Source organism: Pseudarthrobacter sp. LT1 (assembly GCF_035621795.1).
Classification (GTDB): Bacteria; Actinomycetota; Actinomycetes; order Actinomycetales; family Micrococcaceae; genus Arthrobacter.
The window spans coordinates 2,642,073-2,662,417 of sequence record NZ_CP141830.1 but is presented as its reverse complement, the minus strand read 5'-3'; the positions used below and the strand labels follow the sequence as shown (position 1 = coordinate 2,662,417).

At 67.4% G+C, this 20,345-nt stretch carries 18 protein-coding genes; 15 read left to right on the top strand and 3 right to left on the bottom strand.

Going from position 1 to position 20,345, the window contains the following annotated elements:
* Positions 1–165 precede the first annotated feature (165 nt).
* Both VIK36_RS12510 and mctP read left to right on the top strand, forming a co-directional pair.
* Positions 166–537: a DUF3311 domain-containing protein gene (locus VIK36_RS12510; RefSeq protein WP_324642138.1), complete on the top strand. Its 372-nt coding sequence runs from the start codon at positions 166–168 to the stop codon at positions 535–537.
* Positions 534–2,210, top strand: a complete 1,677-nt coding sequence (gene mctP / locus VIK36_RS12505; RefSeq protein WP_324642137.1) for a monocarboxylate uptake permease MctP — start codon at positions 534–536, stop codon at positions 2,208–2,210. Before VIK36_RS12510 ends, mctP begins: the two co-directional genes overlap by 4 nt.
* 93 nt (positions 2,211–2,303) lie before the next feature.
* On the opposite strand, the gene VIK36_RS12500 is transcribed toward mctP, so the two are convergent.
* A complete protein-coding gene (locus VIK36_RS12500; protein ID WP_324642136.1) occupies positions 2,304–3,689 on the bottom strand; it encodes a class I SAM-dependent methyltransferase in 1,386 nt (461 codons plus the stop codon).
* Between the two features lie 46 nt (positions 3,690–3,735).
* Between VIK36_RS12500 and VIK36_RS12495 the strand changes: the two genes are divergently transcribed.
* The 6 genes from VIK36_RS12495 (at position 3,736) to VIK36_RS12470 (ending at position 10,493) form a co-directional block, all read left to right on the top strand.
* Positions 3,736–4,818, top strand: coding sequence for an FAD-dependent oxidoreductase (locus VIK36_RS12495; protein ID WP_255172432.1), 1,083 nt, complete (start codon positions 3,736–3,738; stop codon positions 4,816–4,818).
* Between the two features lie 50 nt (positions 4,819–4,868).
* Positions 4,869–6,041, top strand: a complete 1,173-nt coding sequence (locus VIK36_RS12490; RefSeq protein ID WP_255172431.1) for a class I SAM-dependent methyltransferase — start codon at positions 4,869–4,871, stop codon at positions 6,039–6,041.
* 181 nt (positions 6,042–6,222) lie between these two features.
* On the top strand, positions 6,223–7,422 hold the full coding sequence (locus VIK36_RS12485) for an ROK family transcriptional regulator (protein WP_255172430.1): 1,200 nt from the start codon (positions 6,223–6,225) through the stop codon (positions 7,420–7,422).
* Between the two features lie 7 nt (positions 7,423–7,429).
* Positions 7,430–8,782, top strand: a complete 1,353-nt coding sequence (locus tag VIK36_RS12480; RefSeq protein WP_324642135.1) for an extracellular solute-binding protein — start codon at positions 7,430–7,432, stop codon at positions 8,780–8,782.
* A 2-nt stretch (positions 8,783–8,784) separates the two neighbouring features.
* Positions 8,785–9,666 carry a carbohydrate ABC transporter permease gene (locus VIK36_RS12475; protein ID WP_255172428.1) on the top strand — a complete coding sequence of 294 codons (882 nt, stop codon included), beginning with the start codon at positions 8,785–8,787 and terminating at the stop codon, positions 9,664–9,666.
* On the top strand, positions 9,663–10,493 hold the full coding sequence (locus tag VIK36_RS12470) for a carbohydrate ABC transporter permease (protein WP_255172427.1): 831 nt from the start codon (positions 9,663–9,665) through the stop codon (positions 10,491–10,493). Before VIK36_RS12475 ends, VIK36_RS12470 begins: the two co-directional genes overlap by 4 nt.
* On the opposite strand, the gene VIK36_RS12465 is transcribed toward VIK36_RS12470, so the two are convergent.
* Positions 10,490–10,687, bottom strand: a complete 198-nt coding sequence (locus VIK36_RS12465; RefSeq protein ID WP_251046755.1) for a hypothetical protein — start codon at positions 10,685–10,687, stop codon at positions 10,490–10,492. The two genes, VIK36_RS12470 and VIK36_RS12465, sit on opposite strands and share 4 nt — an antisense overlap.
* Positions 10,688–10,826: 139 nt before the next feature.
* Between VIK36_RS12465 and VIK36_RS12460 the strand changes: the two genes are divergently transcribed.
* The 7 genes from VIK36_RS12460 to metE all read left to right on the top strand — a co-directional run bounded on the left by VIK36_RS12460 (position 10,827) and on the right by metE (position 19,600).
* The gene (locus tag VIK36_RS12460) at positions 10,827–11,834 is read left to right on the top strand and encodes an AAA family ATPase (protein ID WP_255172425.1); all 1,008 of its coding nucleotides are present in this window, start codon (positions 10,827–10,829) and stop codon (positions 11,832–11,834) included.
* A gap of 6 nt (positions 11,835–11,840) precedes the next feature.
* A complete protein-coding gene (locus tag VIK36_RS12455; RefSeq protein WP_255172424.1) occupies positions 11,841–12,743 on the top strand; it encodes a DUF58 domain-containing protein in 903 nt (300 codons plus the stop codon).
* Positions 12,733–13,209, top strand: a complete 477-nt coding sequence (locus tag VIK36_RS12450; RefSeq protein WP_255172423.1) for a hypothetical protein — start codon at positions 12,733–12,735, stop codon at positions 13,207–13,209. Before VIK36_RS12455 ends, VIK36_RS12450 begins: the two co-directional genes overlap by 11 nt.
* Positions 13,200–15,185 (top strand): VWA domain-containing protein, encoded by a 1,986-nt coding sequence (locus VIK36_RS12445; RefSeq protein ID WP_324642134.1) that lies wholly within the window; start codon positions 13,200–13,202, stop codon positions 15,183–15,185. The genes VIK36_RS12450 and VIK36_RS12445 overlap by 10 nt, the downstream gene beginning before the upstream one ends.
* A complete protein-coding gene (locus VIK36_RS12440; protein WP_324642133.1) occupies positions 15,182–15,898 on the top strand; it encodes a hypothetical protein in 717 nt (238 codons plus the stop codon). Before VIK36_RS12445 ends, VIK36_RS12440 begins: the two co-directional genes overlap by 4 nt.
* Before the next feature lie 325 nt (positions 15,899–16,223).
* Positions 16,224–17,189 carry a methylenetetrahydrofolate reductase gene (locus tag VIK36_RS12435; RefSeq protein WP_255172419.1) on the top strand — a complete coding sequence of 322 codons (966 nt, stop codon included), beginning with the start codon at positions 16,224–16,226 and terminating at the stop codon, positions 17,187–17,189.
* An 80-nt stretch (positions 17,190–17,269) separates the two neighbouring features.
* Positions 17,270–19,600, top strand: coding sequence for a 5-methyltetrahydropteroyltriglutamate--homocysteine S-methyltransferase (gene metE, locus VIK36_RS12430; RefSeq protein WP_324642132.1), 2,331 nt, complete (start codon positions 17,270–17,272; stop codon positions 19,598–19,600).
* A gap of 22 nt (positions 19,601–19,622) precedes the next feature.
* Here metE and VIK36_RS12425 read toward each other — a convergent pair whose 3' ends face one another.
* Positions 19,623–20,339 (bottom strand): DUF4386 family protein, encoded by a 717-nt coding sequence (locus VIK36_RS12425; RefSeq protein WP_255172417.1) that lies wholly within the window; start codon positions 20,337–20,339, stop codon positions 19,623–19,625.
* Between the last annotated feature and the right edge of the window lie 6 nt (positions 20,340–20,345).

Sequence of the window (20,345 nt, the reverse complement as noted above, 5' to 3'; positions counted from 1 at the left end):
CGTGATGGTTCCCTTTTTTGTTGCCACTGGCAACCGATAGTGGCCCTAACCCTTCCGGCGCAGGTCAAAGCGCGGTACAACTGTGATTGAGGGCACATCGTCCCGCCTCCGGACTGCTTTCATCCAAGGCGGCGGCCGCGGGACGGGCTGACGAGGAGGTCGCAGATGTCCCACGCAGACGGCTACAGGCCGGACGGCGAAGCCTTTCCCGAAGAATCCCGCCTGACGCGGGACACCGCCATCCGGGGGCCGGCCAGACCCGCTCCCTACATAGGCGCCGGCATCCTGCTGGCCGCCGCCATTCTCTTTCCCCTGATGCCGCAGCTTTACGCTTTTGACGCGCCGCGGCTGGGCGGGATGCCGTTCTTCTACTGGTACCAGCTGCTGTGGGTGCCGGTCTCTGCGATCCTGACCGGGAGCGCGTACTGGCTGGTCACCAGGGAGGACCGACGACGGCGGGCCGAGGCCCGTGCAGGTGGCCCGCCCCAGGCAGGCACTGCCTCCGCCGGGGCCGGGTTGGGAGGGGACCGGCCATGAACACCCGGGAGATCAACTGGACAGCCCTGATCATTGTGGTGCTGCTCTTCGTCATCGTGGCCGTGATGGGCTTCCTGGCCGCCAAGTGGCGCCGCAGCACCGAAGTGGAGGGGCTTCACAGCCTGGACGAGTGGGGCCTGGGCGGCCGTGGCTTCGGGACCTGGATCACCTGGTTCCTTTTGGGCGGGGACCTCTACACCGCCTACACCTTCGTGGCAGTGCCGGCGGCAATGTGGGCCACCGGCGCAGTGAGCGGCTTCTTCGCCGTGCCCTACACGATCGTCCTGTATCCGATCATCTTCATCATCATGAGCCGGTTGTGGTCCGTCTCGCACCGCCATGGCTACGTCACCTCGGCGGACTTCGTGGGCGGCCGCTACGGCAGCCGCTGGCTCTCCCTGGCCGTCGCCGTCACCGGGATCGTGGCCACCATGCCCTATATCGCGCTGCAACTGGTGGGCATCAAGGCGGTGCTCACCGTGCTTGGTTTGGGAAGCTCCGGCAATGTCCTGCTGACCGACCTGCCGCTGATCCTCGCCTTCGTGGTCCTGGCCGCCTACACCTACACCTCGGGCCTGCGCGCCCCGGCGATGATCGCCGTCGTCAAGGACCTGCTGATCTACCTTGCCGTCATTGTGGCCGTCATCTACCTGCCCATCAAGTTCGGCGGCTGGGACGGCATTTTTGGCGCAGCCCAGACCAAACTGGGAACGGTGAACCAGGCCACGGGTAAGCCGGCAGGTGTCTTTGTCCCCGGCGCGGCAAACTACTCCGCCTACTGGTCCCTGGCACTGGGCTCGGCCATGGCGCTGTTCATGTACCCGCACTCGGTGACCGCGGTGCTGGCCTCAAAGGCCCGCAACACCATCCGCCGCAACGCTGCCATCCTGCCGCTGTACTCGCTGATGCTGGGCTTCCTGGCACTGCTGGGATTCGTGGCCATCAAGGCGGGTACCAAGCCGATCGACCTGGACGGATCGGTCAATCCGCAGCTGGTGGTTCCGCAGCTGTTCCTCGACCACTTCCCGGCCTGGTTTGCCGGCGTCGCACTGGCTGCGATCGCCATCGGGGCCCTGGTACCGGCGGCGATCATGTCCATTGCCGCCGCGAACATGTTCACCCGGAACATCTACCGCGACTTCATCCGCCCGGACGTCGATCCAAAGACCGAGGCGAAGGTGTCCAAGATCGTCTCCCTGGTGGTGAAGGTGGGCGCCCTGGTTTTCGTGATCGCCATGGACCAGTCGGCGGCCATCAACATGCAGCTGCTGGGCGGCATCTGGATCCTGCAGACCTTCCCCGCCGTGGTGGCCGGGCTCTACACCCGGTGGTTTGACCGCTGGGCCCTCCTGGTCGGCTGGGCCGTGGGCATCATCTTCGGTACCGTCTCCGCCTACAACGTTGTCAACCCGGTGACCAAGGCGCACTTCGGCGGGTCGGTGGCGCCCATCCCCGGCACCGACTTCAGCGTCTACATTGCTGTGTCGGCGTTCGCGCTGAACCTGGTGGTCGCCGCCGTGCTGACCCTGGTGATGCGGGCCCTCAAGGTCCGCACCGGCGAAGACCTCACCCGGCCCACGGACTACGACGCAGACGAAACGGATCCGAAAGTGGTGCAGATCGAAAAGACCCAGCATTTCACCCAGCCTGGCGGGCCTTCCCCGGTGGCCTAGCCGAAACGAGGCCTGACCCTGGGGTCACCAAGCCGCCCTCCTGCCGGGTTACGTCCCGGCAGGAGGGCGCTTTCGTCACAGCAACCGCTCTCGTCACAGCCAGGAAGTGCGGCGCAACGGCGGTTCCTCCCCGCCCGGCCGGCGTACCAGGACCTGGTTGACTCCGGTGAGTCCGTTTTCGAAGCCAATGGCGCTGGCTGCCATGTACAGCCGCCACACCCGCGCGCGGCCCTCCCCGGCCAGGCGTACAGCTTCCGCCCAGTTCCGCTCCAGCCGCCTGACCCAGGCCCGGAGGGTCAGTGCGTAGTGGGGCCGCAGCGCCTCAACGTCGAGGACTTCGAACCGGGCTGTTTCCAGGGCGGACACCATCTCGCCGAGGCTGATCATTTCGCCGTCCGGGAAGACATACCGGGGGATGAACGAGTCGGGATCGGGGGCGGTGGGGCCGGCGTTCCAGGAGATGGCGTGGTTCAGCAGCCGTCCGCCGGGGCGCAGCAGCCCGAAGAGCGCGGCGGCGTACTCAGGGGTCTGGGCCCGTCCCACGTGCTCTGACATGCCAATGGAACTGATGGCGTCGTACGGCCCGTCCTGCACGTCGCGGTAATCCTGGACCCGGATTTCGACACTGTCCGTGAGGCCGGCGTCTGCTGCACGCTTACGCGCCAGGGTGGCCTGCTCCGTTGACAGCGTCACGCCCACCACCGTGGCGCCGTACCTGGCTGCCGCGTGGAGAGCGAAGCTGCCCCATCCGCATCCCACGTCGAGGACCCGCATTCCGGGCTGGAGGCCCAGCTTGCGGCAGACAAGGTCCAGCTTGGCCTCCTGCGCTGCGTCGAGGACATCACCCGCGCCATCATCCAGGCCATCATCCGGCCCAGCCTCCGGTTTCAGCCCCGACCCGGCAGTCGGGCCCCCGGTGGCAGGCCCGTCCGGCCACACGGCGCAGGAATAGACCATGGACGGTCCCAGCACCAGGGCATAGAAGTCGTTGCCGACGTCGTAATGATGCGAGATGGCGGCCGAATCCCGCCGCCGGGAGTGCATCCTGCCCTTCTTCGCGACGCGCGCCTCCTCGGGCGGCGGAGCAGGGTTGGGTCCAATGGCGCCAAGCCGGACTGCGGTGCGCAGCAGCAGCCAGAGCTCACCGGCGGACAGCGGCCGGAACGGACCGGGCTCCGCGAACTTGCCCGCCGAACTCAACGCCGTGAAGGCCGCGAAGATGTCACCGGGGGCCTCGATGTCGCCTGCCACGTACGCCCGGCTCAGTCCCAGCTGCCCCGGTGACCAGAGCATGCGCCGCAGTGCCTTTCGGGATTTGAACTCCAGCATCGGCGCGTCCGGCGGGCCGGCTTCCGAGCCGTCCCACGCCCGCAACCGAAGGGGTATCTGTCCGGTCCCCAAAACCACTCCCAGGGCCTTTTCCAGCCGGGCGGCGTGCCCAGTGGTTCCGGTTCCCGCTGATGCTGCTTCAGTGTCCATGCGCCCACCCTACGGCCGGGCTGCCCTCCACGACTATCATGGGGGAGTGATTCCTGACCCAACCGATGTTGTGGTCATCGGGGCGGGCCAGGCAGGCCTGTCGGCCGCGTACCACCTGCAGCGCCGGGGGCTGGACTATGCCGTGCTCGACGCCGAGGAAGGTCCCGGGGGTGCGTGGCGGCACCGCTGGAAGAGCCTGCGCATGGGCACAGTCAATGGGATCAGTGACCTGCCCGGCATCGCCAAACCCGACGTGGACCCTGCGGAACCCAGCTCCGACTTCCTGACCCGCTATTTCGGGGCCTATGAGGCTGAGTTGGGCCTTACCGTCCACAGGCCCGTCAAGGTCCGGGCCGTCAGGCGCGAAGACGGCGATCCGGCGGGGCGGCTGCGGATCGAAACGTCCGACGGCGTCTGGAGCGCCAAGGCACTCATTAATGCCACGGGCACGTGGACCCGTCCGTTCTGGCCCATTTATCCGGGTCAGTCAACGTTCCGCGGCAGCCAGCTGCACGTGGCCGACTACGTCTCAGCGGAGGAGTTCCGCGGCCGGCACGTGATTGTGGTGGGCGGGGGCATCTCCGCCGTGGGGCTGTTGGAGGAAATATCGCGCGCCACCACCACCAGTTGGTTCACGCGCAGGGAACCGGTCTGGCGCGACGCTGAGTTTGATGCCAGGGCAGGCCACGACGCCGTGGCGCTTGTGGAGGAGCGGGTCCGCCAGGGGCTTCCGCCGCAAAGCGTTGTCTCGGTGACGGGCCTTATCTGGACGCCCGCGCTGCGAGCAGCCAGGGAGCGGGGCGCCCTGAACCGGCAGCCGATGTTCACCTCCATCGAACCCGAGGGCGTCCGCCGGGCCGATGGCAGCCTGCTGAGGGCCGACGTCATCCTCTGGGCCACCGGCTTCAGGGCCGAACTGGAACACCTGGCGCCGCTTCACCTGCGGGGGCCGGGCGGCGGGATCGCCATGGACGGAACACAGGTGGCAGCCGAGCCGCGCGTCCACCTGGTGGGTTACGGCCCGTCGTCGTCCACCATTGGCGCCAACCGGGCGGGGCGCGCAGCAGTGGCTGCGATCCTGAAGCTGCCGGGCATTGCGGTGGCAGCGGAAACGGTAACGTTGGGGTGATGCCCCGGGGCCCGGGGCCGGCAAAAGCGACAAAAGGCGGCAGGACACCGGTGGCAGTAAACACCCTGGCGGACATCTTCGACGTGCTGCGCCGCCGGCCCGATGTCGAGGCACCCAACCTGCAGGCGTGGGACGCCACTGACAGGCTGCTGCTGGAGACTGCGGTGCAGCTTGGGCGGGCAGGCACTGCCGTGGCCGTCATCGGGGACCGTTACGGGGCGCTGACGCTCGGCGCCTCCGAACTGCTTGCCCCGGACTCGCTGCGCGTACACCAGGACCTGGTCACCGGGGAACGGGCGCTGCGGCTTAATGCGGCCGAACTGTCAGCCAGGCGTGAGGCTGCCGGGCTTCCGGCGGACAACGCCGGGTCCGGTTTCGTGCAGCTGCCCCTGGGCCCCGAACTGCTGGCCGGAGCGGACACCGTCCTGCTGCAGCTCCCCAAGACCCTGGCGGAGCTCGAGGAGATCGCGTCCGCCGTGGCCAGGCACGCCGCACCGGACGTCCGCCTGCTGGCGGGTGGCCGGGTGAAGCACATGTCACTGGGCATGAACGCGGTCCTTGAACGCTACTTCGTTTCCGTGCAGCCACAGCTCGCACGGCAAAAATCGCGGGTTCTCCTTGCTGCCGGCCCTAAGACCGCCACGGCCTCCCCGCGCTTTCCCGTGGTGGAGCACCTTGACGGGCTGGACCTGGATGTGGCTGCGCATGGCGCTGTTTTTGCCGGCGCCCGGCTGGACATCGGCACACGCTTCCTGCTGACGTTCCTGCCTGCCATGAAGCCGGCGCAGCACGCCGTCGATCTCGGTTGCGGCACCGGAATCCTCGCCGCGATGTATGCCAGGCAGTTCCCTTCCGCCGCCGTCACGGCAACGGACCAATCGGCGGCCGCCGTGCAGTCCGCGCTGGCCACCGCCCGCTTGAATGGTCTTGCGGACCGGATCACGGTGCTGCAGGACGATGCGCTCAGCACTTTCCCTGACGGCTCGTTGGATGCCGTACTCCTGAACCCGCCGTTCCACGTTGGTGCCGGTGTGCACGCCGGCGCAGGGCTCAAGATGATCGAAGCGGCGGGACGTGTCCTGGCTCCCGGTGGCGAGCTGTGGACGGTCTACAACCGCCACCTGGCCTACCTCGCGGCCCTGGAGCGGCACGTAGGACCCACGGTGGTGGAGGGCCGGAACCCGAAGTTCACGGTCACCCGCAGCACGCGCAGCTCCCGCTGACCCAATCCTCGGCTTCACCGGCCAAAACATCCGCCGCGCCGCTTCCTGTGCAGGTGGGCGCGGGCGCACGCTTAACGTACGATTCAAAGCATCACCACCGCCAGGTAGCCGAAGACGTTTAGGGGACACAGTGTCTGAGATCCGCCAATCCTCTCCGAGGCGCGGAACCAACTTGCCGAGGATGGGGGACTTCAACCTCACCGTCATCCTCGACGCAATCCGCAGGACGTCCGGGGGACTTAGCCGGGTGGAACTCGCCCAAATCGTTGGCCTGTCGCCCCAGACCATTTCGAACATTTCCCGCCGGCTGCTGGACCAGCACCTGATCGTTGAGGCAGGCAAGGAGGGCAGCGGCCCCGGCAAGCCGCGCACCATCCTGCGCCTTAACCCCGGTGGCATGTATGCCCTTGGGGTCCACCTGGACCCGGCCGTGACAACGTTCGTGGTGCTGGACCTCGTCGGAGCGGTGGTACGCCACTCACGGATCAAGACCCCCGGCGGAAACGATCCGGCCGCCGTCATTGCCACCATCGCTGCGGAGCTGGCCCAGCTCGTGGAGGATTCCGGCGTGGACCAGGGCCGCATCGCAGGACTCGGAGTGGCCGCTCCCGGCCCCATCGACCTGGACCACGGCACCGTGGTGGACCCGCCGCTGCTTCCCGGGTGGGACCGGGTGGAACTGCGGGACGCACTGGCGAAGGCCACCGGCTACTCCGTGCTGGTGGACAAGGATGTGACCAGCGCCGCCGTAGCGGAAACGTGGGCGGGCGGCCCCAGCGGTGCCGGCAGTTTCGTGTTCATGTACATGGGGACCGGCATCGGCTGCGGGATCGTCCTCAACGATGAAGTGGTCCGGGGGACGTCCGGCAACGCCGGCGAAATCGGCCACATCATCGTGGACCCGGGCGGACCCCTTTGCGACTGCGGACAGCGCGGCTGCGTCAAATCCTCCGCCATTCCCCAGGTCCTGGTGGCGGAAGCAGTGGCCGCGGGAATCCTGGAGGGCGCGCAGGCCGGGAGCGCCGCAGAAATCCAGCAGAGCTTTTCCGAGCTCTGCGCCCGTGCGTACGCAGGGGACGAAGGTGCCGCGGCCATCCTGGACAAGTCTGCCGCCCTGGTGGCCCGGGCGGTCTCAGTGGTCACCAACACCCTCGATGTTGAACGGGTGGTCTTCGGCGGCCCGTTCTGGACCTGCCTGTCGCAGCGCTACCTCGAACTGGTCCCGCCGCTGCTGGACGCCAACAGCGCCACCCGCCTGATCCACCCCATCGACGTTGTGGGCACAGGGGTGGGGGAGGACGTGGGCGCCATCGGCGCAGCCTCGCTGGTCCTTGAACATACGCTCGCGCCCCGCGCCCAACGGCTGCTGCTGGAAAGCTGACCGCGACATGTTTCGCCGGGCATCCAAGACATTATCCGTGGTGGCCGCCGCGGTCATGGTCCTCGCAGCCTGCACGCCTGCCGATCCTTCGGGCGGAAACAGGACCATCAAGGTGGCATACCAGAAGACAGACTCGTTCACCGCACTGGACACCATGTTCCAGAACGCGAAAAAGGAGTTCGAAGCCGCAAACCAGGGCGTCACGATCGAACTGCAGCCCATCCAGGCCAATGACGACGACTACGGCACCAAGCTGGCCCTGGCGCTGCGGTCGCCCTCCACCGCCCCGGACGTCTTCTACGAGGACACGTTCAAGGTCCGCTCCGATGTGGACGCCGGCTACCTCCTGAACCTCGACAGCCGCCTGTCCGGGTGGGGGGACTGGAACAAGTTTGACGCGGGCGCCAAGGAAGCGGGCAAAGCGGACGACGGCGGCACGTACGCGGTGCCGCTGGGCACCGACACGCGCGCCATCTGGTACAACAAGAAGGTTTTTGAGGCTGCCGGCATCGGCCTGCCGTGGCGCCCGTCCAGCTGGCAGGACATCCTGGACACCGCCAGGAAGATCAAAGCCTCCCAGCCGGATGTGATCCCCTTCAACATGTATGCCGGCAAGGGCACCGGTGAAGGAAGCGTGATGCAGGGGTTCTACGAGCTCCTGTACGGCACCGGGGCGGCCCTTTATGACCAGGATTCGAAAAAGTGGGTCGTTGGCTCGGCCGGCTTCAAGGATTCGCTGACCTTCCTCGACACCCTCTACGGGGAAAAGCTCGCAGTGCCCCCGGCCGAGGCGCTGGACCCGAACATCTGGAAAAAGGTGTTCGGCGAATGGTTCCCCAAGGCAAAACTTGGCGCAACCGTGGAAGGCTCCTACGCGCCGTCGTTCTGGCAGGACGGCGGAAGCTATGCCTGGCCGGGCTACGGGCAGGACATGGCAGTGGCCCCGTTCCCAACCCAGACCGGGGCCGCGCCCGGTGCAGTGAGCATGTCCGGAGGGTGGACGTTGGCCCTTGGCGCGGAAACCAAGCAGCCCGACCTCGCGTTCAATTTCCTGACTACCGCCCTGAACGCAAAGAACTCCCTGGCGTATACGGTGGACAGCTCGCAGATCGCCGTCCGTACCGACGTCGCATCCGACCCCGGCTACCAGTCGGCCAACCCGTTCGTGAAGGACGTGTCCAGCCTGGTCGCCGTCACCAAATACCGGCCCGCGACGTCCGACTATCCACGCATCTCCGCTGCCGTCCAGGAGGCCACCGAGGCCGTGATCACCGGCAGCAGGACGCCGGAGCAGGCGGCGGCGGACTATGACACGGCTGTGGCCGGCATTGTAGGCGGCGACAAAACCATCCGGAAGTAGCGGTGCCCGCCAGCCACCGCACACGGCACGTGCTCCGCTACCTGCCGGTACTGCCTGCCGTCGTGCTCCTGCTCGTGTTCCTCGCCGGCCCCGTGCTGTGGGCTTTCCACGCCTCACTCACCAACGCCGGGCTCACCGGCCGGCATGCCCGGAACCCCGAATGGGTGGGGCTGGACAACTACCAGCGGCTGCTGCAGGACCCCGTCCTTCCGCTTTCACTGGCCCTGACCGTCCTGTTCGTCGCCGGGTCGGCGATCCTGGGCCAGAACGTACTGGGGCTCGCCCTTGCGGTCCTGATGCGGCGTGCACGGCCTGTGGTCTCCGCAACCGTTGGGACCGCCGTCGTGGCCGCCTGGGTCCTGCCGGAGATCGTGGCGGCGTTCGCGGCCTACGCCTTCTTCAGCCGCGACGGGACACTCAACCAACTCCTCGGCCGCCTGGGGGTGCCGGAAACCGACTGGCTCTATACGGTTCCCATGGCGGCCGTGATCCTGGCCAACGTGTGGCGCGGGACCGCCTTTTCCATGCTGGTGTACCGGTCCGCACTCAGTGGGGTCCCCGGCGAGCTGACCGAGGCCGCGCAGATGGACGGGGCGGGCGCCTGGCAGCGGCTGGCGTTCATCACGCTGCCGGTGATCCGGAACAGCATTGCCACCAACCTGATGCTGGTCACGCTGCAGACACTCGCCGTCTTCACCCTGATTTGGGTCATGACCGCCGGGGGCCCTGCCAACGGCAGCACTACGCTGCCCGTCCTGGCCTACCAGCAAGCCTTCAAGTTCGGAGACATCGGTTACGGCACCGCCGTCGCCTCGGTCCTGATCCTCATCGGCGCCGTGTTCGGGGCGGCCTACCTCCGCCTCCTTAGGGAGCAGAGACCGTGACCGCCCGGAACGAACGTGCCCGCAGCACCTGGGCGGACGTGGCCCTGCTGCTGACCGGCGCCTGCTTCCTGCTGCCCCTGCTCTGGCTGGTCCTCGGTTCAGTGGACCCCGCCGCCGGACACGCGGTCAAGGTCCCGCAACAGCCCGGACTGGATAATTTCGCCGCCGTCCTCACTCCTGAACTGCTCTTCCGCCCGCTATGGAACAGCCTCCTGTTGTCCGCGGGTACCGGGCTGGTGACGCTGGCAGCGGCCGTGCTTGCCGCCTACCCCCTGTCCCGCTACCGGTCACGCTTCACTGCGCCCTTCATGTACGGCATCCTGTTCGGCACCTGCCTGCCCATCACGGCCATCATGGTGCCGGTCTACGGTCTGTTCGTGCAGCTCCGGCTGCTGGATTCCCTGCCGGCCACGGTGCTGTTCCTGGCCGCCACCAGCTTGCCCATGGCGATCTGGATGACCAGGAACTTCATGGACGCTGTACCGCTGGCGCTGGAGGAAGCAGCCTGGGTGGACGGCGCCTCCAGGCTCGCCGGCCTGCGTTCAATCGTGCTTCCCCTCATGGGCCCGGGCCTGGGCGTGGTGTTCATCTTCGTGTTCATCCAGGCCTGGGGGAACTTCTTCGTCCCGTTCGTGCTGCTGCTCTCCGAGGGCAGGCAGCCGGCAGCAGTATCGATCTTCAGCTTCTTCGGCCAGCACGGGGCAGTGGCGTACGGCCAGCTGGCCGCATTCTCAATCCTCTATTCGGTTCCGGTCCTGGCCCTGTACGCCATCGTGGCGCGCGCGTCCGGCAACTCGCTGGCCCTGTCGGGAGCTGTCAGGGGCTAATCGATGTCCTCAAGCACCACGCCGAACGGCAGGGTGTCGTCCAGGTGGGCCTGGTGGCCGGTGGGGTTGTTGACCACGCGGACGCCGTGCAGCTTTTCGGCCGCGGACTGCATCAGGACGGGCCTGACCGTGTCGATGACCATCTGGCTCTTGTCGGCGAGATATTCCTTGTAACTGGCTGGAAGCTCAATCATGGCAAAAGGATAGACCCGCGGACCCCTCATGGGGAGGGGTGCCCATTGCCGGTCTTGGGCTGCCGGGCTTGGATAGGATGGCGGGCGGGACACGGCCGGCCCGGACCGCGCGCCCAACACCGTCACCAGGGGGAAACCAGTGCTTTCGACCAGCGTGCCCGCACGAATCCAGCCTGCGGAGCTGGCCAGGGCGCAGCAAGTGGCCGCCAACATTTCACGAAGTTTCGACGCGAAGGTGGTGGGGCAGTCCCGGCTGCGGGAATCGCTTCTGGTGGGGCTGCTGACCGGCGGCCACATACTGCTGGAGAGCGTCCCGGGACTGGCCAAGACCACCGCCGCGCAGACCCTGGCCGACGCCGTCAGCGGTGAATTCCGCCGCATCCAGTGCACCCCGGACCTGCTGCCCAGCGACATCGTGGGAACCCAGATCTATGACGCCGCCAAGGGCAGCTTCCACACCCAGCTCGGCCCGGTCCACGCCAACATCGTGTTGCTGGATGAGATCAACCGCTCGAGCGCCAAGACCCAGAGCGCCATGCTCGAGGCGATGCAGGAACGCCAGACGTCCATTGGCGGACAGGACTACCGGCTGCCCTCCCCGTTCCTGGTACTGGCCACCCAGAACCCCATTGAGCAGGAGGGCACGTACCAGCTGCCTGAGGCCCAGATGGACCGTTTCATGCTCAAGGACGTCCTGGATTACCCCAGTCCCGCGGAAGAGGCCGAGATCATCCGCAGGATCGACGCCGGCGTCTATGCGCCCGAACAGAAACCCGCTGCGGCCGCCTCCCTGGATGCCGTCACCGAGATCCAGGAACTGGCCACCCGCATCTACATCGATCCGGCCGTCATCAACTACATCGTGGGGCTGGTGTACGTGACCCGGAACGCGTCCCAGTACATCGATGCCAGACTTGCCGGGTTCATCGAGTTCGGCGCCAGTCCCCGTGCCAGCATCGCCTTCAGCCGGGCAGCCCGTGCGGTGGCGCTGCTGAACGGCAGGGACCATGTCATCCCAGAGGACGTCAGGTCGTTGGCCCACAGGGTGCTGCGGCACCGGCTTATCCTGAACTTCGATGCGGTGGCCGAGCAGGTTCCCGTGGAATCGGTGATCGACGCCGTCGTGGCCGCCGTCCAGACTCCCTGACCCCGCATGGCCAGCCTCCTCCAGCGCGTGAAATCGAAGATGGCCATCTTCGCGCACCGCAAGGCCCGCGGCGTGCTCGACGGCGAATACGGTTCGGTGTTCAGGGGCCGCAGCCTGGACTTCGATGACCTGCGCGCCTACGTGCCCGGCGACGAGGTCCGCGATATCGACTGGAAAGCGTCGGCGCGCCACGGCTCACCCCTGATCCGGCGCTACGTCGCTGTCCGCCGCCAGACTGTCCTCCTCGTCACCGACACGGGGCGCAACATGGCCGCGGAGGCGCTGTCCGGGGAAGTGAAAAAGGACATCGCCGTGCTGTCCCTCGGCGTCCTGGGCTACCTGGCCCACCGGCACGGCGACGTGGTGGGGCTGGTGTGCGGTGACTCATCGGCCACCCGTTCCTTCCCGGCAAAGAGTGGAGAGGCCCACCTGGAACGGCTGCTGCGGCACGTGGACTCCCACACCGGCCTGGAAGCGGCAGCCAGCAGCATCGAGGACCAGCTCGACTACGTGGCGCGCAACATCAAGGGCCGACATCTGCTCTTCGTCGTCGCTGACGAACTGGCCGCGGACGATTCCACCGGTCGGCTCCTGCGCCGGCTGCGCGCCCAGCACGAGATCCTCTGGCTGACGGTCAGGGACGCGGAACTGGTGCCATCACCCGTGGCCGGGGCAAGTCCAAACACAGGCAGTGACTCCTACAGCGTGGCCGATTCCTCCTTCCTGGCCTGGCAGCCGGCTACGTCCGCCGCGGTGGCGGCCGCCTACGCCACAGCCGCCGCGGAACGCGACGCAGGCCGCAAGGCCATGTTGCGCGCGGCCGGGATCACGGAGGGCGAAGTGGCCGGGAGCGGGGACGTCATCACCGGCCTGTTCGCCCTTCTCGAGAGGCACCGGCGTGCAGGCTGATCCCGGTTTCTACGGCCCGCTGCAATACAGCCCCGCCTGGATGTGGTGCGGCGCGGCACTTCTGGCCCTGGTGGTTGGGTGGTACGTCTTCGTGCTTGCCACCACCGGCCCGGCTGCCCGCTCCAAACCCGGCAGCGCCGGCTCCCGGTCCGCCCTGACGGACCTGCCTGCACTCAAGGCGGCGTACCTGCAGCGCATCCATGATGTGGACCGGGAGGTGGCGGCGGGAAACCTTGCGGAACGTGCCGCGCACCAGGAGATCAGCCTCCTGCTGCGCGGGTTTGTCCGGGACGCAACAGGTGTCGATGCCACCCGGATGACGCACCAGGACCTGGCCCGGCACCCGCTGCCCGCGGCGGCCGACGTCATCGAAGCCCTTTACCCTGCCGAATTCGGGCCCGGCCCGCTGCCATCCGTAACTGCGTCCGCGGCAAGGGCTTCCGAGGCGGTGCGGGCGTGGAACTGATCTTCTGGTGGCTGCTGCCGCCCGCCGCTGTTGCTGCCGGGGCGGCGGCATGGATTGCGTTGCGCAGGAACCGGTGGCCGCATGAACGACGACGGCCCGTGGCGCACGCCGACAGGCTTACGGGGCTCCCGGAATACCAGGCAGCCCTCAGGCGGCACCGCCGCTTGCTGGCAGCGGCCGGAACCGCCTGCGCGGTGCTGCTGGCCTCGGCGGCTGTTGCGGCAGCACGGCCCGCTGACGTGACCACCATCCGCCCGGAGCAGCACAACCGGGACATCATGCTTTGTTTGGACGCGTCCGGCTCCATGAGCAGTGCTGACGCCGCGGTCGTGGACGTCTTCGCCGGCCTGGCGAAAGACTTCGACGGCGAGCGGATCGGCCTGACCATCTTCGACAGCAGCGCCATCCAGGTTTTTCCGCTGACCGACGACTACGCCTACGCCCAGGAGCAGCTCAAGGGCGCCAAAGACGCCTTCGACGGCGAACCCGGCAGTTCAGGATTCCTGGACGGCACGTGGAGCGGCAGGGGATCGTCACTGATCGGGGACGGCCTGGCATCCTGCCTCAACAGCTTCCCTGGTGCCACCGGCGGATCCTCGGCTGCTGCCGGGGACGCCGCAGGCAGGGGCAGTGCGCCCACGCGTTCGCGGTCGGTGGTGCTGGCTACGGACAACTTCCTTTCCGGCAAGCCGATCATGACCCTGGAGCAGGCTGCGCAGCTGGCCAAGGAACGGTCCGTGCGCGTCTACGCCTTGAATCCAGGCGACCTGGACTACGGCAGCGGCTCCGACCAGCCCGGTGCCCAGCTGCGTGCTGCAGCGGAGTCAACCGGCGGCTCGTACCACGCCCTGGACAGTCCCGATGCTGTGCCGGGAATTGTCGCCGCCGTGGAGCAAACCGAAACGGCGGGGATCCAGGGCGCGCCACGGGCCGTGTTCTCGGAAGTTCCGGTCCTGCCGTTGGGTGTTGCGTTGTTGTCCGGGCTGGTCCTGTGCACAATCCTGTGGCGCCTGGAGCGGAGACCCCTGCGCAGCAGGGCGTGGCTGCGGCGGGGGCCCATTGTCCTGTTGCTCCTGGCAGCAGCGGTGCGGCCCAGCCTGCCCGGCGGCTCCGTGCAGGCGGCCACTGCCGACCTCAACGTGTTCTTCGTGGTGGACACCACCACCAGCATGGTGGCCGAGGACTACGGCGATGGGGCTCCGCGGCTGGAGGGCGTCCGCAAAGACATCAAGGCCATCGCAGAACGGCTGCCCGGCGCCCGTTTTTCCGTCATCACCTTCGACACCACCGCGCACGTCCGGATGCCGCTCAGCACCGACACCCTGGCCCTGGAAACCATCACGGACGTCATGGAACCCCAAGTGACCGCCTATGCCAAGGGCAGCACTATCACCGCCGCCACGCAGGTGCTCTCCGAGCGTTTGGCCGCCGCGCGCGACAGCCAGCCCGGCCGGCCCAGGCTGGTGTACTACCTGGGGGACGGCGAGCAAACCAGCGGCAAAGAGCCGGAGGCCATGAAGGTCGACGGCGGACTGGTCGCCGGGGGAGCGGTGCTGGGTTACGGGACGTCCGGCGGCGGCCGGATGAAGGAGAACACCGGCCAGGCTTCACAAAGCGGGGGCACCGGCGGAGGGAACGTTCCGCCGGCGCCGGCGGAGTACGTGCAGGACACCCGGGCCGGCAGCGCAGGGGACGCACTATCGATCATCGACGAAGGCCGGCTGCGGACCATCGCCTCCCAGCTGGGCGTGCCCTACGTCCACCGTGCCGCCGGCGACCCGGTGGCAGCCATGCTGCAGCAGGCACACCCCGGCAGGGCCGAACGTTCAGACCAGGACGGTTCGCTGGCCGCCGCCACTGAACTGTATTGGATCTTCGCCGCCGGAGTTTTCCTGCTGGCCTTGCCGGAAGCGGTGGGCATCCTGCGGCAGCTTCGCGGGCTTCGGACTCCTCCCGGCGGCAGGGGGCTGCAGTGAACGCCAAGGTCCGCAGGCGCCGCCTGCTGCTGTGGTCCGCCCTGCCGGTGCTCCTCATCCTGTGCCTCGCCGCCAAGCTGCTCAGCGTGGGCGTCCTCGCCCGTCAGGCCGCCGCCGGTTTCGAAGCCGGAAACGCGTCCACGGTGGGCACTGCGGCCGGCGGACTGGGGATCGCCAACTTGGTGGAGCCGCACAAGGCGCCGTTCGCCGCGGGGGACGCTGCCGTGCTGGCCGGTGATGACGGAACTGCCAAGGCCCTGTTTGAACAGTCACTTCAGATGGTCCCGGCCGGCTCCGGCGACGAATGCCTGGTTCGGGTGAACCTGGTCCTGGTGATTGAACTCATGGGTGACCAGCGTTTCCAGGCCGGCGACCCGGCGTCGGCCGGTTCCCTTTTCAAGCAGGCGCTGGACGTTGCCCGGGAGGCGCCCGAAGGCTGCCTGTCGGCGGACGCGGAGGGTGGTGCGGCTGGCCGGCTGGCGGATGCCGGGAAGCGGCTGGAGAACAAACTCCAGGCCATGGGACCAGCTCCGGACCAGGCGCCGGCACCGGCGGAGGAACCTTCTCCGGGCCCATCCGGTGACAGCCGGCAGAACCAGCTGGACCAATTGCAGGACAGTGCCCGGCAGGCCGAACGTGAGCGGAACAGCGGGCGCGAACGCGGGGAGTACCTGGACAGCAACGGCGGGACCGTCCCGGAGCGGCCCTGGTAGGAACGGCTGCAGGCGAAGGAAATTCTGTTGCCGGAAGAAACCACCTGTAAAACTGCGTCTTAATTCGGCGTCGACTTGTACCTGCGCCGCCGGCAGCCATAGAGTCTTAAACAAGTTACCGCGGTAACGTGTCAGCGATCCTCCGTTCCGGAGGGTGTGGGTGCCCCCATGTGGGCCTGACATTTGCTCACGGACTACTTCATTCCAGGCGTAACAGTCGCGGCTGCGTCCTCGTGGAGTCCCTCCGTGTTCCCCAAACTCAAATTCATTGCCGGTTGTCCGCCTCCAGGCAGGCACCCCCAATGGCCCAAAGCCAAGGACGCAAATGTCACCTCCAAGCCTTATTGACACACATCCCCATCTTTCCGACACCGCTCCGGTAGCGCTCTCCTACGAGTTGTTCCCCCCGCGTTCGCCGGCGGCAGCGGAGACCCTCTGGACCACTATCCGCGAGCTGGAGACCACTGAGCCCGACTACGTCTCCGTGACGTACGGCGCCAGTGGATCAAACCGGGACACCGCCCTCGAGCTCATCAACCGGCTCCTGGTCGAAACCACGCTGCGGCCGCTGGCCCACCTGACCTGCGTGGGGAATACTCCGCAGGAACTCGCTGCGATCATCGGCGAGCTGCTGGACATCGGGGTCCGGGGCATCCTCGCCCTGCGCGGCGATCTCCCCAAGGACGGCGGCCAGCCGTCAGCCGGGTCCCTGCGGTACGCCCAGGACCTGATCGACCTCATCCGCCGGGTGGAGCAGCGCCGTTCCGCGCTGCTGTGCGCCGGAAAGATCGCGGTTGGCGTGGCGGCGTACCCCACCCGCCATCCGGAGTCACCCAGCGAGGACCACGACGTCGAAGTGCTGCTCGCCAAGCAACGTTCCGGCGCCGACTTCGCCATCACCCAGGTGTTCTTCGAAGCTGCACAGTATGAGGACCTGCTCACCCGTGCCCGCCGTGCGGGCGTGACCATTCCCATCATTCCCGGCGTCATGCCGTTTACCAGCCTTCGCCGGCTTAACCGGCTGGGGGAACTGGCTGGAGTGGAACCGGCTCCCAAGCTGATGGAACGCCTCGCGGCCGCCGACAATGACATTGAACGGCTCCACATTGGCGTCGATGCCACTGTTGACCTGGCCAACGCTGCCCTGGATGCCGGAGCCCCCGGAATCCACCTCTACACCTTCAACGAGCACCAGAGTGCACTGGAAGTGCTGGACAAGCTGGCCCTGCCGCGCCATAACCGCAGCAGCCACGCCCGGGGTGCCGCAGCCAGGCCACAGCTGGCCAGCTGAACGCCGACCCGGCACCGCTCCACGCTTCACAGCACTAACCCACGCCCTTTTGACCTACCTCCGAACTGAGGACCTTTGCCATGCCTGAAAACAACACGCCCTTCCCCTCCGCCTCCCTCCTCGGCTACCCCCGCATCGGCCGCCGCCGCGAACTCAAAAAGGCCGTCGAAGCCTACTGGGCCGGCCGGATCGACGCCGCAGCCCTTGACGCGGCAGCCAAGGACATCCAGCTGACCACCGCCAGGCGCCTGCAGGAACTCGGCCTGACCGAAGCAGCAGCTGTTCCCGGGACGTTCTCCTACTACGACCAGGTCCTGGATGCCACCGCCCACCTCGGGGCGGTGCCCGCACGCTTCGGCACGCTCCTCAACGCCGACGGGCAGCTGGACATCGACGGCTACTTCACCCTGGCCCGCGGCACCAAGGACCAGCAGCCGCTGGAAATGACCAAGTGGTTCGACACCAATTACCACTACCTGGTCCCTGAGATCGGCCCCGAAACCGAATTCACCCTGGCCTCCACCGCCAAGGTCGACGAGTTCGCCTTCGCACTGGCCAACGGCATCGAGACCCGCCCGTATATCGTTGGCCCGGTCACCTACCTGCTGCTGTCCAAGGCTTCCGACGACGCCCCGGCCGGATTCGCTCCGCTGTCCCGCCTCGAGGACATCCTGCCCGTGTACGTCCAGCTGCTTGAGAAGCTGGCCGCCGCCGGCGCCGGCTGGGTCCAGCTCGACGAGCCCGCCCTGGTGGTCGACCAGGAGACCCCGGCCGCAGAGGTCGAAGCAGCCGTTGCCCGGGCCTACGACGTCCTGGCGGCTGCGGCCAGCCGCCCGCAGATCCTTGTGTCCACCCCGTACGGTTCGCTCGGCGCCCAGTTGGGAACCCTTGCCGCCACCAACATCGACGCCCTGCACATCGACGTCTTCAAGGGCGCCGTTCCCTCCGCGGCAGCACTGGCCGGCCTGGGCACCAAGACCCTGGTTGCCGGCGTGGTGGACGGCCACAACATCTGGCGCAACGACCTCGCCGCGTCCGCCGCGAAGCTCGATGAGCTGAGGGCCGCGTCCGGAAAGGTGGCCGTCTCCACGTCCACCTCAACCCAGCACGTCCCGCACGACGTCGCCGAGGAAACCCAACTGCCCGCACAGCTCCGCAGCTGGCTGGCGTTCTCGGACCAGAAAGCCGTCGAGGTTGCCACCCTGGCCTCCTACCTGGCAAACCCTGCCTCCGCCAAAGCCGCCATCGACGACGCAACGGCCGTGATCGCCTCCCGCGCCACCGCAGAAGGCGTCCACCGCGCTGACGTCCGGGCCCGCACCGAAGCCCTGACCGCAGCCGACTTCACCCGGTCCGACTACGCCGTCCGAGAAGCGGCCCAGGAGGAGGCGCTGCACCTGCCGCCGCTGCCCACCACCACCATCGGGTCCTTCCCGCAGACGTCAGAGATCCGCTCGGCCCGTGCGCGCAACACCAAGGGTGAGCTCAGTGATGAGCAGTACGGGCAGCTCATGAAGGACGAAATCAAGCGCGTGGTGGACCTGCAGGAAGAGCTGGGCTACGACGTCCTGGTGCACGGTGAGCCCGAGCGCAACGACATGGTCCAGTACTTCGCGGAATACCTCGAGGGCTTCGACGTCACGGTCCACGGCTGGGTCCAGTCCTACGGTTCACGCTGCACCCGCCCGTCCATCCTCTGGGGTGACGTCACCCGCAGCGCCCCCATCACGGTCAAGTGGGCGGAGTACGCGCAGTCCCTGACCAGCAAGCCGATGAAGGGCATGCTCACCGGTCCGGTCACCATCCTGGCGTGGTCCTTCGTCCGCGATGACCAGCCGCTGGGCGAGACCGCCAACCAGGTGGGCCTGGCGCTGCGCGACGAGATCGCCGACCTCGAAGCCGCCGGCATCAAGGTCATCCAGGTGGACGAGCCCGCCCTGCGCGAACTGCTGCCGCTGCGCAAGGCCGACCAGGCCGATTACCTGAAGTGGTCCGTTGACTCCTTCCGCCTGGCCACCGCCGGCGCCGCCGATTCCACCCAGATCCACACCCACCTCTGCTACTCGGAGTTCGGTGTGATCATCGATGCAATCGACGGCCTGGACGCTGACGTGACTTCCATCGAGGCCGCCCGGTCCCGCATGGAGGTTGTCCACGACCTCGAGGCCCATGGCTTCGGCCGCGGGGTGGGCCCGGGCGTCTACGACATCCACTCGCCGCGCGTGCCCGGCGAGCAGGAAGTCACCGATCTGCTCCGCACCGCCGTCAAACACGTCCCGACCCGGCAGCTCTGGGTCAACCCGGACTGTGGCCTGAAGACCCGTGGCTACGCCGAGACTGAAGAGTCCCTGCGGAACCTGGTCAAGGCAACCCAGGCGGTCCGCGCAGGCCTGCTGGAAACGGCGAAGTAAGACAACGCGCGACGATGGCGGGTCACTCTGGGCGACCCGCCGTCGTCGTCTCTTTCATCCTCACGGCGGTGATGAACAGCCACACAGTCCAGGCGACGATCGCCACAATGCCCAGCAGGGTGGGCAACGAGTTTGCCGCCGAAAATCCTGATATCCCAATGATCCAGCCCTGGACCAGGTAGGCCAGCCCGGACAGTGCCATGAGGTAGCCGATCATGCGGGAAACTTCGCGCGCCGCTGCGACAACAACACCCCAAAGCACCAGGGCGGCGCCCAGCAGGAAGTTCTGGTAGCTGCGCATTCCCCATTCCAGCCAGCGGATACCCTCCGCAGTGGCGAACCGTGCGGCCTTCTCCGGCTCAGGCGCAGCGGTCCAGGCGTCCACCGCCTGCTTCAGGGCCACGCCGTCCACCGCCTGCAAGGCTGCATAAAGCGCCAGAGCGGCAGCTGCGGAGAGAACACCGAAGCGGGCTGTCCAGGACAAGCCGTGACGCTGGACATCGACGGCGGCCCAAAGGGCCACCAGCCCGGCGCACACCAGGGCCATACCTACGAACTGGCCCAGATGGACAGCGGTCCAGGTACCGCTGTTGGCGTACGCGGTGAAAGAGGCAACGTGGTCGTTTGCGTCGTGGGATTCGGCGTGAAACAGACCGGCAAGAATCGAGGCCACAACACCGGCAAGAAGGAGGGACGCAGCCAGCCGCCAGGTCCTGCGCCTGCCCTGGATCCCATCCATGGCCGC